The sequence below is a fragment of the Methylobacterium sp. WL119 genome (assembly GCF_008039875.1).
GTDB lineage: Bacteria > Pseudomonadota > Alphaproteobacteria > Rhizobiales > Beijerinckiaceae > Methylobacterium.
Genome location: NZ_VRUU01000006.1, coordinates 66,533 through 80,528, shown reverse-complemented (window position 1 = coordinate 80,528; position 13,996 = coordinate 66,533). Strand labels below are relative to the sequence as shown.

The following is a 13,996-nucleotide window of genomic DNA, read 5'->3' as shown; positions in this document are numbered from 1 at the left end:
ACCCGACAGCCCGGAGCGCCGCCGTTGGACACGCCCATCGCCCTCTTCCTGGATTTCGACGGCACCCTGGTCGAGATCGCGCCGCGGCCGGACCTCGTCCGGGTCGAGCCCGGGCTGGTGCCGATGCTCCAGGCGCTGCACGCCCGGCTCGACGGGGCGCTGGCGATCGTGACCGGGCGCCCGGTCTCGGTGATCGACGACTTCCTCGCACCCGCCGCCTTCGACGTCGCCGGGCTGCACGGGGTCGAGCGCCGGGTCGACGGCGTCCTCACCGGCGGCAGCCCGGACGACCATCCGGAGCTGCGTGCGCGGATGCCTCGGCTCCGGGCCCTGGTCGCCGACCTCGACGCGGTGCTGATCGAGGACAAGGGCGCCTCGGTCGCCGTGCACTGGCGCCTGGCGAACCCGGCCGATGCCGAGCGGGCGGAGGCCGCGGTCACGGCGATCGCCACCGAGCTGTCGGGCCGGTACCGGCTTCAGCTTGGGAAGGCGGTCGGCGAGATCGTGCCGGCCTCGGCCACCAAGGCGCACGCGATCCGCGCCTTCCTCGAGCACGCCCCCTATGCCGGCCGCCGCGCGGTGTTCCTCGGCGACGACCGCACCGACGAGATCGCGTTCGCCAGCGTCGCGGCGTATGGCGGCCTCGGCATCCGCATCGGGCCCGGCGAGACCGCGGCCGCGCGGCGCCTGGCCGACCCGAACGCGGTGCACGCCTTGCTTGGCAGCTGGGCGGCGGGCGGGATCATCGACCCGGACACCCTGCCGGCGGCCTGAGCCGCGCCGGCGGCTCCATCGGACAGACAGCGACGCGTCGGCCGGGACGGCCCGCGTCGATCGGGAAAGGGTACCGCATGTTCGCGTTTCCGGTCCTCGTCGGCGATATCGGCGGCACCAACGCCCGGTTCGCGGTGGTCGATTCCAAGGGCGCCGCGCCGCGCCCGCTCTCGCACGAGGAGACGGCGCGCCACCCCGACCCGTCGAGCGCCATCCGCGCGGCGCTGGCCAAGCAGGGCGATGGAGGCGGAAAGCCGCCGCGCTCGGCGATCCTGGCCATCGCCGGCCGGGTCGACGGCCCGAAGGTGCAGCTCACCAATGCCCACTGGGTGATCGAGGGCGCGAAGATCGGCGCCGATTTCGACCTCGACTCGTCGGTCGTCGTGAACGATTACGTCCCGGTCGCCGCCGGCGCCGCCGGCATCGCGCCGCACGACCTGACCCCGATCGGGCCGACCGGGCACGCGCCCGGGGGCGCCCGCGTCGTGCTCGGGCCCGGCACCGGCTTCGGCGCCGCGGCCCTGGTGCCGTATTCGGATCGCCTCGCGATCGTCTCAACCGAGGCGGGCCACACCGATATCGGCCCCGCCGACGCGTTCGAGGAGAAGGTCTGGCACGCGCTCGAGCGCGTCGAGGACCGGATCACCGTCGAGACCGTGCTCTCCGGCCCCGGCCTCGCCCGCCTGCACGCCGCGGTGCGCCACGTCAGGACCGGCGAGCCGCCGGAGAAGATCGAGCCTGCGGCGGTGACCCAGGCCGGGCTCGACGCCTCCGACCTGCATGCCGCCGAGGCGCTGGAGCTGTTCGGTCGCGTGCTCGGCCGCGTCTGCGGCGACCTCGCCCTGACGTTCCTGGCCACCGGCGGCGTCTATATCGGCGGCGGCATCGCCCCGCGGATCGTCAAGCTGCTGCAGCAGGGCGGCTTCCGCGATTCCTTCGAGCGGAAGGCGCCGTTCGCCGCGATGATGCGGGCGATCCCGACCAGCGTCATCACGGTCCACGACCCCGCCTTCACCGGGCTCGCGGCCCTGGCGAGCGAGGGCGAGACCTTCGTCTATCACGGGCAGGTTTGGCGCCGGGGGGCGTGATCTCAACGCCGCCCGGCCAGATCATGGCGCGCGGGACGAGCCGTCACGCCGCCGCGAGCGGCTTCGAAACGTCCTCCAGGGACCGCCCCTCGGCCGCCGTGCCGAAGAGGCCGCCGACGATCGAGGCAACCGCCATCAGCGCGGCGCCGACGAGGTAGCCGCCGAAGACCGCGTCGCGGGAGCCGGTCTCGACGAGCGAGCCGAACAGCAGCGGCCCAGACACGCCGCCGATGCCGGTGCCGATCGCGTAGAAGCCGGCAATGGCCAGCGCCCGGATCTCCAGCGGGAAGGTCTCGGCCACCGTGAGGTAGGCGGCGCTCGCGGCGGCGGAGGCGAAGAAGAACACCACCATCCAGACGCCGGTCTGCGCCCAGGCGCCGAACACCTCGATCTTGAACAGGTACCCCGCGCCTGCGAGCAGCAGCGCGGAGATGCCGTAGGTGAAGGCGATCATCGGGCGGCGGCCGACCGTGTCGAACAGGCGCCCTAACAGCACCGGCCCGAGGAAGGAGCCGAGGGCGAACGGCAGCAGGTACCAGCCGACGCTGCCGCCGGGCACGCCGTAGAAGCGCTCCAGCACCAGGGCGTAGGTGAAGAACAGCGCGTTGTAGAAGAACGCCTGCGCGATCATCAGCGACAGCCCGACGAACGTCTGCCGGCGCGAGGTGCCGAACATCGTCCCGAACACCTCCGAGAGCGGCGTGTGGCTGCGGGTGCGCAGCTTCATGCGCTTGCCCGCGTCGACCGGCGGCAGGGTGTGGCCCTCGTCGGTGAAGCGCTTCTCGATGCCGGTGACGACCCGGTCGGCTTCCGCCGTGTAGCCGTGCGTCGCGAGCCAGCGCGGGCTCTCGGGGATCCAGGTGCGCAGCAGCAGGATCACGAGGCCGATGGCGCCGCCAGTGAAGAACGCGACGCGCCAGCCCCAGGCCGGGTCGATCACCTCGGGCTTCAGCAGGACGATCGACAGGAAGGAGCCGAGCGCCGCGCCGATCCAGAACGAGCCGTTGATGACGAGATCGGTCCAACCGCGCACGCGGGCGGGGACGAGCTCCTGGATCGTCGAGTTGATCGCGGTGTACTCGCCGCCGATGCCGGCGCCGGTGAGGAAGCGGAAGATGCAGAAGGAATAGACGTTCCACGACAGGCCCGTCGCCGCGGTCGCCGCGAGGTAGAGGGCAAGCGTGATGAAGAACAGCTTCTTGCGGCCGATGCGGTCGGTGAGCCAGCCGAAGCCGAGCGCCCCCGTGACCGCGCCGACGAGGTAGGACGAGGCGGCCAGGCCGACGTCGAACTCGGTGAAGCTCATCGGCGCCTTGCGCAGCGCCCCGACCAGCGCCCCGGCGAGCGTCACCTCGAGCCCGTCGAGCACCCAGGTGATGCCGAGCGCCACGATGACGAGGACGTGGAACCGGCCCCAGGGCAGCCGGTCCAGTCGCGCCGAGATGTCGGTGTCGACGACCGTGCCCATGGGGGCGCGCTCGGGCGTCTTCTCGCCCGAGGCCGTCTCGACTTTGGTCGCCATGACTGTGTTTACCTTGACTCGAGACTGCTGTTCAGAACGGCGGAGACCAACAAAAGGTTCGGCCGAGCTTTCATCGTTGCGGGCTTTGATGGCGGCATCACCGTGGATGCTCCCCATGAAGCCTCGCCCCGACGTCCGCAAGACCGGTCGCCTCCCGCCCCGCCATTCCTTGGCCGCCCGTTCCGGAGCCCGCCGCCTCGGCCCCTGCCTGCGCGTGGCGATCCTGGGCACGGCCGCGCTCGCCGGCCTCGCCATCGTGCCGACGCACGGCGCCGACGCGACGCTCGCCCGGGACCGGCAGCCGGTCGCGATGTCCGGCGCCGACCGCTGGCGCCTGCGCCCGGCCCAGACCAACATCGTCCTGCCCGCGGCCGCGCAGGCGCGGGTGCGCCCGGCGATGCCGATCCCCGAGGAGCGCCACCGCGTCCGGCAGGTCTACCCGGCCTATACCGAGATGCGGTGACATCGCCGGGCGCGGGCGTCAGGCGTCGGCGCGCGGATCGAGCGCGTCGGCCAGCCCGTCGCCGAGCCGGTTGAGCGCGACCAGCGTCGCGACCAAGAACGCCGCCGGCCCGGCGAGCATGTGGGGGGCGGATTCGAGGCTGCGCGCGCCCTCCGCGATCAGCACGCCCCAGCTCGTCGCCGGCTCCTGCACCCCGAGGCCGAGGAACGACAGGAAGCTTTCGAGCAGGATCACCCGCGGCACCAGCAGCGTGGCGGCCACCGTCACCGGCCCGAGGGTGTTGGGCACGATGTGCCGGCGCATGATGGTCGCGGCCGAGAGCCCCAGCGCCTCGGCCGCGCGGACGAAGTCGCGGCGGCGCAGCGCCAGCGTCTGGGCGCGGACGATGCGGGCCATGTCGAGCCATTCCACGGCGCCGATCGCGATCAGGATCAGCACCAGGCTCGCGCGGAAGAACACCACCAGCACGATCACGAAGAACACGAACGGCAGGGCATAGAGGATGTCGACGACGCGCATCATCGCGGCGTCGACGGCCCCGCCGGCGAAGCCCGCCACGGCGCCGTAGACGATGCCGACGCCGAGGGCGACCAGCGTCGCGGTGAGCCCGATCAGCAGCGAGACGCGGCCGGCCACGAGGCTGCGGCTGAGCAGGTCGCGCCCGTGCACGTCGGTGCCGAGGAGGAAGTGCAGCTTGCGGACCGGCACCGCGACGGTGAGGCGCCGCCCCTCGTCGTCGCGGGCGACGATGCGCGGCTCGCCGAACAGGTCGGAGCGCGGCAGGTAGACGAGGCCGCGCGCGTCGATGGGCGCCTCCGAGGCCAGCACGAGGCGGAGCACGCCGTCCGCCATCTCGGCCTGCGCGACCGCGGCGCGGATGCGGAAGGCGAGGCGATCGAGCGCCGGCCTCAGATGATCCGCGTCGGGCTGCGCCGCGAAGCCGGGGGGAAGCTGGCGCAGGTCGGGGTAGGTCCGCTCCGGCGCATGGCCGGTGAGGAAAGGGCCGACGAGGCAGGCGAGCGTCAGCAGGACAAGCACGGCGAAGGCCGCCGTCGCGCCGCGATGGCGCGAGAGCCGCAGCAGCGCGCGGCGCGTCGGCGGCAGGCGCGGGGGTAGGCTCACGCGTGCAGCCGCAGGCGCGGGTCGAGCCACGCGGAGACGAGGTCGGCGACGAGGTTGAGGGCGACGACGAGGACCGCGACCAGCACCACCGTCCCCATCACCAGCGTGTAGTCGCGGTTCAGCGCGCCCTCGACGAAGTAGCGGCCGATCCCGGGCAGGCCGAAGATGGTCTCGATCACCACCGAGCCGGTGAGCAGGGCGGCCGAGAGCGGCCCGAGGATCGCGACGACCGGCAGCAGCGCGCCGCGCAGCGCGTGGCGGGCGACGCGCCAGGGCGGGAGGCCGAGGCTGCGCATCGTCCGCACGTGCTGCGCGCGCAGCGCCTCCGCCATCGCCGCGCGGGTGAGCCGGGCGATGCCCGCGGCCTGCGGCAGCGCCAGGGTGATCACCGGCAGCACGAGATGCGTCGGCGCGCCGCCCTCCCAGCCGCTCACCGGCAGCCAGCGCAACGACAGGCCGAAGGCGATCTGCAGCAGCGGCGCGACGACGAAGCTCGGCACCGAGAGGCCGAGGGAGGCGCCCGCCCCGACGAGGCGGTCGAGCCATCCGCCGCGGCGGTAGGCCGCCAGCGCGCCGAGGCCGACCCCGAGGATCAGCGAGACGGCGAGCGCCAAGCCGCCCAGGATCATCGAGACCGGCAGGCCGCGGGCGAACAGGTCCGCGACGGTGAGGTCGCGAAACGAGAAGGACGGCCCAAGATCGCCCCGCGCCAGGGCGGCGAGGTAGCGCCCGAACTGCACCGCCAGCGGCTGGTCGAGCCCATAGACCCGCCGCAGGTTGTCCATGGCCGCCGGTGCCAGCGGCCGCTCCAGGTCGAACGGGCCGCCGGGCGCGAGCCGCATCAGGAAGAAGCTCGCCGCGATCACCACGAACAGGGTCGGGACCGCCTGCAGCAGCCGGCGCAGGACGTAGCCGGTCATGGGCGATCGGGGCGTCGGAGGCGACGATGCCGCGTCGGAGCGTTCACGCCCGTCGCGCTTCGCGATACCCGGCCCAGATCCCGATCCCGAGCGAGGCCGGCAGCGTGACGGCGAGGTTCGTGCCGTGGTTGAGGTAGAGATCGCCGAAGAACAGCATCGCGAACACGAAGACCCCGAGCAGGATCGGGTGACGCCTGGAGCGGGCCGGGTCGGGCGCCGGCGGTGCGACGTCGTCCATGGAATGCTCCGCTGCCGATGGTCCCGCCCTGTATCGGTCCCCCGCCCCGGCGAGACAAGCGCCGGGGACACGTGCTCAGCCCACCAGCCGCAGAAACCGCGTCGGCGCGGCGTTGCGCAGGTTCGGCACGTAGCCGTGCAGGCGCGGCGAGATCAGGGCCTTCGAGCGCGTGTGCATCACCGGGATCCAAGGCAGGTCACGCATCGCGAGGCTCTCGGCGCGGGACAGCAGGTCGGCGCGGGCGGCGAGGTCGCGCTCGGCGGCGGCCTCGGCCAGGAGGGCGTCGTACGCGGCGTTCGACCAGTGGCCGGGATTCATGCCGTCGTTGCCGGTGGTGAGCAGGAACAGGAAGTTCTGCGGGTCCGAGTAGTCGGCGATCCAGGACATGCGGGCGACGTCGAAGTCGCCGCCGTCGCGCAGGTAGGCGAAGTGGGTCTTGGCGTCGGTGTAGACGAACCGGGTCTCGATCCCGAGGCCGCGCCACATCTCGGCGACGGCGACGGCGGTGTTGCGGTTGTTGTCGCTGGTGTTGAAGCGGTACTCGACGCGCAGCGGCCGATCCGGCCCGAAGCCCGCTTCCGTGAGCAGGCGCCTCGCCGTGTCCTCGTTGTCGATGGGGAGGCGGGTGCGCCCCTCGGTCTCCGGCGGCGTCCGGTAGTTGTCGAGGCCGGGCGGGCACAGCGAGTAGGCCGGGCTCATGGTGCCGCCCCACAACGCCGCGGCGAGGTATTCGCGGTCGAGCGCCAGCGAGAGGGCGCGGCGGACGCGGACGTCGTCGAAGGGCGGCTTGCGCGTGTTCACCGCCAGGGCGTAGAGCCCGAGCGAGGGTCCCAGCACCACCTGATCGCCGAAGCGGCGACGGAGCGACGCCATCTGGTCGCCAGGCAGGTCGGCCAGCGAATCGAGCTCGCCCGCATCGTAGCGGCGCACCGCGCTCGAGAGGTCCGGCGTCGGCACGAAGGCGACCTGCGCGATCGCGACCTCGGCCGCCGCGTGGAAATGCGGGTTGCGCCTGAGCACGATGCGGTCGTTCGGCACCGAATCCGCCAGGGCATAGGGGCCGTTCGAGACCAGGTTGCCCGGCCGGGTGAAGCCGTCGCCGAAGCGCTCGACCGAGGGGCGGTGCACCGGCAGCGCGGTCTGGTGCGTCAGCAATTCGAGGAGGTAGGGGGTCGGCGCCTCCAGCGCGATCGTTAGCGTGCGAGGGTCCGGCGCCGCGACGCCGAGCGCCGTCGCCGGCATCGCGCCGCGGTTGATAGCGGCCGCGTTGCGGATCGGAAACAGCACCTCGGCGTACTTCGCCGCCGTCTCCGGCGCGAGGATGCGGCGCAGGGAATAGACGAAGGCCTCGGCCTCGACCGGATCGCCGTTCGACCAGCGCCCGCCTTCGCGCAGGGTGAAGGTGTAGGTCAGCGCATCGTCCGAGATGCGCCAGGATTCCGCCGCGCCGGGGACGATGGCGCCGCGATTGTCGTAGGTGAGAAGGCCGTCGTAGAGGTCGCGCAGGATGTGCGCCTCGGCCACCGTCGAGGAGCGATGCGGATCGAGGGTCTCGGGATCGGCGTCGTTGCCGCGCCGATACGTGGCCTCCGGGGCCGCTCCGGCCCCGGCCGAGCCCCCGAGCAGCAGAGCGCCGGCGCCGGTCAGCCAGCCACGGCGCGGCAGGCGCATCGGCTCAGGCGCCGGTCTCGGGCACGAGCCCGGCGGCCTCGATGCCGGCGACCGCGCAGATCTCGTCGTTGTCCGAGGTGTCGCCGGAGATGCCGACGGCGCCGAGAAGGCGCCCGTCGGCCGCACGGACCAGCACGCCGCCCGGGACCGGCACCAGGGCCGCCGGCCCGACCACGTGGCTCACCGCGGCGACGAAGTAGGGCTGCGCCTCGGCGCGGGCGTGGATCGCCCGCGAGCCGAGGCCGAGCGCGAGCGCGCCGTTGGCCTTGCCCATCGCGATCTCGGCGCGGCGGAGCGAGGTGCCGTCCTCCGCCTGGACACATTTTAGAGAACCGCGATCGTCATATACAACCACCGCAAGCGGCTTCAGGCCGCGCGTTCGCGCCGTCTCCAGGGCGGTGGCGACGATGGTGCGGGCGGCCTCGAGCGTCAGGTCGATCATCGGAACCGAGGGGGATCTTGGGGGGGACGGACGGCCGCGCGGACGGTCCGCGACGGCCAGGGATCAGGACAGGGAGGCGATCGACGGTGCGTCGCGCGATCATCCATATCGGAATGCCCAGGACGGGGTCCACATCGCTGCAGCAGGTGCTGGCCAACCTGCGGCCGCGGCTGGCGGAAGCCGGCCTGCTCTACCCGGACCTCGCACCCGAAGGCGCCCAGCCCGGGTCCGACGTCAACCACCAGGGATTGGGCGAGGCGCTCGACGGTCGGCGGCCGAAGGGGGAGCGCCGCGCGATGCTCGCGCGCCTCGATCGCGTCCTGTCCGAGACGGACGCCGACACGGTGATCCTGTCCTACGAGGACTTCTCGGTGCAGCGGCCGAGCTTCGGCGTGCCCCGGACGCTGTCCGAGGCGTTCGCCCGCCGGGGCTTCGCGATGGAGGTCGTGATGGCGGTCAAGCCGCCGTTCGAGTTCCTGAACTCCGCCTACGCCCACCGCGCGCAGCTGGTGAAGGAGCCGCGCAGCTTCCGCGAATACGCTCGTGCGAACCGCCGCTCCGGGCGGCTCGATTATCGCGCGCTGATCGCGCCCTGGGCGCGGGCGACGGACGGCGCCGTGATCGCCGTGCCGCTGCGCGACGCGCGCTCCGACGCGACGCTGGTCGAGCGGTTCGTCGCCGCGCTCGGGCTGACCGGGCGGCTCGCTCCGATGATGGACGCCGACGCCCTGCGGACCGTGACCAACCGCAGTTCCGGGCCGCTCGCCGTCGAGGCCTCGCGCCGCCTGCGGCACCTCCGGGTCCACCGCCAGGTGGAGGGCCACCCGCGCCGGATCGGCCACGTCCTCGACCAGGCGGCGTGGTCGCGCGGTCTCGATCCGGAGCCGTTCCGCGGCGACGCTCCGGACCTCGCCGAGGAGATCGCCGACCGCTTCGCCGCCACCTGCGCGCGCTTCGCCGACCTCGCCTGGGGCCTGCCGTGGGATCGAGTCGTCGCCGCGGCGCCGGCACGGGCGCCGAACGAGTGGGCCGGGCGGCCGATCCCGCCGGAGACCGAGGCGCAGATCGCGCTCCTGATGCGCGAGACGATGCGCCGCTTCGATTTCCGCAGGCCTCCGGCGTGGCGCCGGATCCCGGCCGAGTGCGCCGAGAGCGCCGCGTTGGGCGCGGCGCGCCTGATCGGCTTCGAATCACGCTGGCGCGTCAGCTGAGCGGCCCCTGTGCGAAGGGCCGTCGCGGGCTAGTTCCAGCGGCGACCCGTCCGCAGGAGACCCGACGATGGCCGAGACCGCCAGACCGCACGTGATCTGCCACATGACCAGCTCCGTCGACGGGCGGATCAAGACCCGCCGCTGGGGGATCGACGCCGACGGCCATTACGAGACGGTGCACGCGCGCCTCGACGGCGATGCCTGGATGTGCGGCCGCGTCACCATGCAGGGCTACGCCGACAGCGCCACGCCGCTCGCCGCCCCGCCCGCCGATGACGGCCCGGTGCCGCGCGAGGACCACGTCGCCCGGCGCGACGCGTCCGGCTACGCGGTGGCCCTCGACGCGAAGGGTCGCCTCGACTGGGGCGCGCGGAACGAGATCACCGGCGATCACGTGGTGGTGGTCCTGACCGAGGCCGTCCCCGACGCGCATCTGAGACGCCTGCGGGCGGGCGGGCAATCCTACCTGTTCGCCGGCACCGAGACGATCGACTTCGCGCTGGCGGTGGAGAAGCTCGGCCGCCTGTTCGGCATCGCCCGCCTCCTGGTCGAGGGCGGCGGCGGCCTCAACGGCTCGATGCTGCGGGCCGGCGTGATCGACGAGCTCAGCCTGCTGCTCGCCCCGGCCGTCGACGGCCTTCGCGGCACGCCCGCGGTGTTCGACGTCGACGGCACCGAGGCCGACTCGCTCGGGGCCAAGCGCCGGCTCGAGCTGAGATCCTGCGAGACCCTGTCCGGCGGGGTGGTCTGGCTCCGCTATCGCGTCGCCGCGGCCTGAGTGGTCAGGCGAGGCCGGCGAAGAACCCGTCGAAGAGCCCCGTCACCGTCGCCGGGTCCTCGAAATGCGGGAAGGCCCCGGTCGGCAGGGCCCGGATCGTCCAGTTCGGCCGGGCGGCGAAGCGCGGCGCGTCGCGGAAGTCGACGAAGTCGCCGCGGCTGCCGTGGAGCATCAGCACCGGGAACGTCAGCGCCTCGTAGAGCGTGGTGGCGTCGGTCGGGAACAGGTGGCCGGCCACGAAACAGTAGGGCGCGTGCCGCGCCCCGGGCTGGTGGGCCGAGTGGTAGTCGTAGGCGAACAGCCCCTCGTCGATCCGCTTCGAGCCGAAGGTCTTCTGCAGGAAGAAGCGCATGCTCGGGCGGCTGACGAGGAGGGCGAACAGCGCCGGCCCGAGGAGGCGCGAATCGACGATCGCACGGACGCGCGGGCTGCCGCGGTCGCCGCCCGCCGGCCCGCGCCCGGAGAGGCGCCGGTCGAACCCGGTCGGGCTGATCAGGCCGATCGAACGATAGGCCTCCGGCCGCTCGACCACGGCGCGGGCGAGGTAGGAGGCCGAGAGCGAGAGCGCGATCGCGTCGATGCGGACGCCGCCGTGCCGGCGCGCGATCGCGTCGGCGACGGCGTGGATCGCGTCCGCCATCACCCGTGGAGTGTAGAGCCGGCGCGAACGTTCGGAGAAGCCGAAGCCCGGCAGGTCGAGGGCGTAGACCGGGCGTCGTCCCTGCGCATGCAGGTAGAGCGGGCGGACCTCGTAGGCGTTGGCGGCGGCGTTGATCGAGTGGATCAGCAGCAGCGGCACCCCTTCGGCCTCGGCCGAGCCGTAGACGCTCACCCGGCCAGCCGCCGTGTCGATTACCTCCCGCCGCCCGGGAAGGGCAGGGGGTAAGCCGTCGGGGCTCGTCGCCATCGCCTTGCGCCTCGTCTCGGGACGGATCGGTCGTCCCGACAACGGGATGAGCGGGCGGAACGTTGCCTGGCGCCGCCTGGTGCCTCGCCGTCGCATCGCGCCCGCGGCGCCGCACCCGGCAGCCGTTGACAGGGGGGCGGCGGTGTCGCGATCGTCCCCGGCCGAGGGGTGCCGGGTTCGTGGAACGCCGGATGCGCCGGCGACGCGAGGGAGTGACGGACCATGGCTCAGGCGGAGATCGGCGCGATCGAGCGCGCCACCCTGCGCACGGTGACGTGGCGCATCCTGCCGTTCCTGATGCTGGCCTACTTCGTCGCCTTCGTCGACCGGGTGAACGCGGGCTTCGCCGCCCTGCAGATGAACCAGGACATCGGCCTGTCGCCGGCGCAGTTCGGCCTCGGCGGCGGCCTGTTCTACGTGTCCTACGTGCTGTGCGAGGTGCCGAGCAACGTCGCGATGGAGCGCTTCGGCGCCCGCATCTGGCTCGCGCGGATCATGATCACCTGGGGGCTCGTCTCGGCCGGGATGGCCTTCGTCATGGGCCCGGTCTCGTTCTACGCGGTGCGCCTGCTGCTCGGGGCGGCCGAGGCCGGGTTCTTCCCCGGCGTGATCCTCTACCTGACCTACTGGTACCCGCGCGCCTATCGCGGGCGGATCGTGGCGATCTTCATGGTCGCGATCCCGATCTCGAGCTTCCTCGGGTCGCCGCTCTCGGCCTGGCTGCTCGGCACCGACGGGATGCTCGGCTTCCGCGGCTGGCAGTGGCTGTTCCTGATCGAGGCGGTGCCGGCGGTGCTGCTCGGCATCCTCGCCTTCGTCCTGCTGCCGGACGGCCCCGCCCGCGCGAGCTGGCTGACGCCGCAGCAGCGCGCCTGGCTCACCGAGCGCCTGGCGGACGACCGGGCCTCGGTGGTGGAGGGCGCGGGGAGGCCCGCCGGCCACCTCTCGCTCCGGCAGGTGATGACCAACCGCTACGTGCTCGCCGCCTCGCTGATCTACGCCGGCGCCTCCGGGGCGAGCCAGTGCCTGTCGCTGTGGCAACCGCAGATCATCAAGTCCTTCGGCCTGACCAACCTCGAGACCGGGCTGCTGAACGCGATCCCCTTCGGCATCGCCTCGGTGCTGATGATCGTCTGGGGGCGGTCCTCGGACAGGCGGCGCGAGCGCGTCTGGCACACCGCGCTGCCGCTCGGGCTGCTGGCCGCCAGCCTCGCCGCGTCCGTGCTGACGAGCCAGCTCTGGCCGACGATCCTGATCCTGTGCCTCGCCATCACCGCGACCTACACCGTGAAGGGCCCGTTCTGGGCGCTCTCGACCGAATGGCTCTCGGCGGGCGCGGCCGCGGCCGGCATCGCCCAGATCAACGCCATCGGCAACATCGGCGGGTTCCTCGGCACCTACCTCCTCGGCGTCATCAAGGACGCGACGGGAAGCTACCCGCTGGGGCTGATGCCGCTGGTGATCCTCTCCGCCATCGGCTGCGCCCTGGTGCTGGGGCTCGGAAATGCGAAGTCGCCGGCGCCCGCGCCGGCGCGGGCCTGAGGCCACCGGGAGAGGGGACCGGCGCCTTACCTGGTTCAGGGCATGGCCCGCGTGACCGCCCCTGCCGATGTCGACGCCGCGACAGCCACTGGCCCCTCCCATCGGTCCCGAACCGATGCGAACGCCCGCACGACCGGCAGCACCGCCTTCGCGAGCCGGATCTGGCCGGGCAGTCGCGGGACGCTCAGCGGCGCGTGCTTCAGCTTCGGGCTGGCGCGCTCGGCCTCCGCGACGACCTGGCCGACAAGGGGGAGGGCGGCGATCCGCGCCGCCTCGTCCGCCGGGATGCCGAGGCGGCGCGCCCAGGCCGTGCTCGCCCCGAGCCGGCCGGAGGCATGGAGCCGGCGCAGGCGGCGGCGCCAGAGGTAGCGATGGAGCGCGCGCGGCACCGGTTCGAGTCGCGCGTCGCAGAGCGCGCCGGGATCCTCGCAGCGGGAGCGGATGGTGTCGGCAACCCCGCCCGGCGCCCGGCCGGTGAGGCGGGCGGAGATGAACACCATCACCGCCGGGTCGTGGCGGACCCGGAACCCGTGCGCGAGGAGGCGGGCGACGAAGGCGCCGTCCTCGCCGAGGGCGATCTCCGGCATGCCGCCGACCCGGGCGTAGGCGTCGCGGCTGACGGCGAGCGTCGCGCCGATGGTGGTGCGGTGGCACGGCCACGGGTCGTTGGGATCGGGGTCGATCCGCGCCTCCGCCTCGGTCAGGAGCGCGCTGTAGGCGTCTTCCAGGCGTCCGCGGGCCGGGAGCGAGGGCGGCAGCAGGGCCGCCTCCTCGGGGATCAGCTCGACCCGGCCCGCGACCGCGTCGGCGCCGGCCGCGAGCGCGCGCAGGTTGGCGAAGACCCAGTCCGGCGGCACGCGGCTGTCGGCGTCGGTGGACAGGATGGTGCCGGCGCCGCCGAGCCAGCCGGCGGCCGCGTCCATCGCCTTGCGCCGGGCCCAGCCGGCATGGGCGCCGGCATATTCCATTTCGATCACCCGCACCGGCACGGAAAGCCGCGGCACCAGCTCGGCGACGATGCGGGCGGTGTCGTCCGTGCAGTTGTTGAGGAAGAGCACGATGCCGAGGCGGCCCGGGGCCAAGCCCTGCTGCGCATCGAGGGCGTCAAGGCAGAAGCCGATGCGCTCGGCCTCGTTGCGCACGGGGATGGCGACGACCGTGTCCGGCCCACCGGCCGCCGGCGTCGTCGGCGCGATGGCATCGAGCACGACCGTATCAGGCATCATCCATCCTCGATCGCCGACGCTCTCCCGCACGGCGACGGTTCATATCGTGGAACGTCGACATCCTGTCGCGGGCTGCGCCTGTACAGGGGCTG

The 13,996-nt window shown here is 73.2% G+C and carries 13 protein-coding genes and 1 pseudogene; 6 read left to right on the top strand and 8 right to left on the bottom strand.

Features of this window, described 5'->3' with window-relative positions; all coding sequences use genetic code 11:
* Positions 1-24 precede the first annotated feature (24 nt).
* Together otsB and FV227_RS04915 are read left to right on the top strand one after the other, a co-directional pair.
* Positions 25-774 (top strand): trehalose-phosphatase, encoded by a 750-nt coding sequence (otsB, locus tag FV227_RS04920; RefSeq protein ID WP_243932118.1) that lies wholly within the window; start codon positions 25-27, stop codon positions 772-774.
* 77 nt (positions 775-851) lie between these two features.
* A complete protein-coding gene (locus tag FV227_RS04915; RefSeq protein WP_147858428.1) occupies positions 852-1,862 on the top strand; it encodes a glucokinase in 1,011 nt (336 codons plus the stop codon).
* 43 nt (positions 1,863-1,905) lie between these two features.
* Here the strand turns inward: FV227_RS04915 and FV227_RS04910 are convergent, their stop codons facing one another.
* Positions 1,906-3,384 carry an MFS transporter gene (locus tag FV227_RS04910; RefSeq protein ID WP_147843944.1) on the bottom strand — a complete coding sequence of 493 codons (1,479 nt, stop codon included), beginning with the start codon at positions 3,382-3,384 and terminating at the stop codon, positions 1,906-1,908.
* Between the two features lie 115 nt (positions 3,385-3,499).
* On the opposite strand from FV227_RS04910, the gene FV227_RS04905 reads away from it, so the two are divergent.
* Positions 3,500-3,847 carry a hypothetical protein gene (locus FV227_RS04905; protein ID WP_147858427.1) on the top strand — a complete coding sequence of 116 codons (348 nt, stop codon included), beginning with the start codon at positions 3,500-3,502 and terminating at the stop codon, positions 3,845-3,847.
* An 18-nt stretch (positions 3,848-3,865) separates the two neighbouring features.
* On the opposite strand, the gene FV227_RS04900 is transcribed toward FV227_RS04905, so the two are convergent.
* The 5 genes from FV227_RS04900 to FV227_RS04880 form a co-directional block, all read right to left on the bottom strand.
* On the bottom strand, positions 3,866-4,969 hold the full coding sequence (locus tag FV227_RS04900) for an ABC transporter permease (RefSeq protein WP_243946867.1): 1,104 nt from the start codon (positions 4,967-4,969) through the stop codon (positions 3,866-3,868).
* Positions 4,966-5,889 carry an ABC transporter permease subunit gene (locus FV227_RS04895; protein ID WP_147858426.1) on the bottom strand — a complete coding sequence of 308 codons (924 nt, stop codon included), beginning with the start codon at positions 5,887-5,889 and terminating at the stop codon, positions 4,966-4,968. Before FV227_RS04895 ends, FV227_RS04900 begins: the two co-directional genes overlap by 4 nt.
* Before the next feature lie 43 nt (positions 5,890-5,932).
* Entirely contained in the window at positions 5,933-6,127 is a 195-nt protein-coding gene (locus FV227_RS04890) for a hypothetical protein (protein WP_147729510.1), read from the bottom strand.
* 75 nt (positions 6,128-6,202) lie between these two features.
* The gene (locus tag FV227_RS04885; RefSeq protein WP_147858425.1) at positions 6,203-7,798 is read right to left on the bottom strand and encodes a peptide ABC transporter substrate-binding protein; all 1,596 of its coding nucleotides are present in this window, start codon (positions 7,796-7,798) and stop codon (positions 6,203-6,205) included.
* A gap of 4 nt (positions 7,799-7,802) precedes the next feature.
* The gene (locus FV227_RS04880; RefSeq protein WP_147729912.1) at positions 7,803-8,240 is read right to left on the bottom strand and encodes a heme-binding protein; all 438 of its coding nucleotides are present in this window, start codon (positions 8,238-8,240) and stop codon (positions 7,803-7,805) included.
* A 113-nt stretch (positions 8,241-8,353) separates the two neighbouring features.
* Here FV227_RS04880 and FV227_RS04875 point away from each other — a divergent pair, with 113 nt between their 5' ends.
* A complete protein-coding gene (locus tag FV227_RS04875) occupies positions 8,354-9,451 on the top strand; it encodes a hypothetical protein (RefSeq protein WP_147862859.1) in 1,098 nt (365 codons plus the stop codon).
* Positions 9,452-9,518: 67 nt separating this feature from the next.
* Complete coding sequence (locus FV227_RS04870) at positions 9,519-10,229, top strand: RibD family protein (RefSeq protein ID WP_147727452.1); 711 nt, start codon at positions 9,519-9,521, stop codon at positions 10,227-10,229.
* A 4-nt stretch (positions 10,230-10,233) separates the two neighbouring features.
* Here FV227_RS04870 and FV227_RS04865 read toward each other — a convergent pair.
* Positions 10,234-11,115 (bottom strand): annotated as a pseudogene (locus FV227_RS04865) (alpha/beta hydrolase); the annotation flags it as partial.
* Between the two features lie 243 nt (positions 11,116-11,358).
* Here FV227_RS04865 and FV227_RS04860 point away from each other — a divergent pair.
* Positions 11,359-12,678: an MFS transporter gene (locus tag FV227_RS04860; RefSeq protein WP_147858423.1), complete on the top strand. Its 1,320-nt coding sequence runs from the start codon at positions 11,359-11,361 to the stop codon at positions 12,676-12,678.
* Between the two features lie 35 nt (positions 12,679-12,713).
* Here the strand turns inward: FV227_RS04860 and FV227_RS04855 are convergent, their stop codons facing one another.
* Entirely contained in the window at positions 12,714-13,901 is a 1,188-nt protein-coding gene (locus FV227_RS04855; RefSeq protein WP_147727458.1) for a glycosyltransferase family 2 protein, read from the bottom strand.
* Between the last annotated feature and the right edge of the window lie 95 nt (positions 13,902-13,996).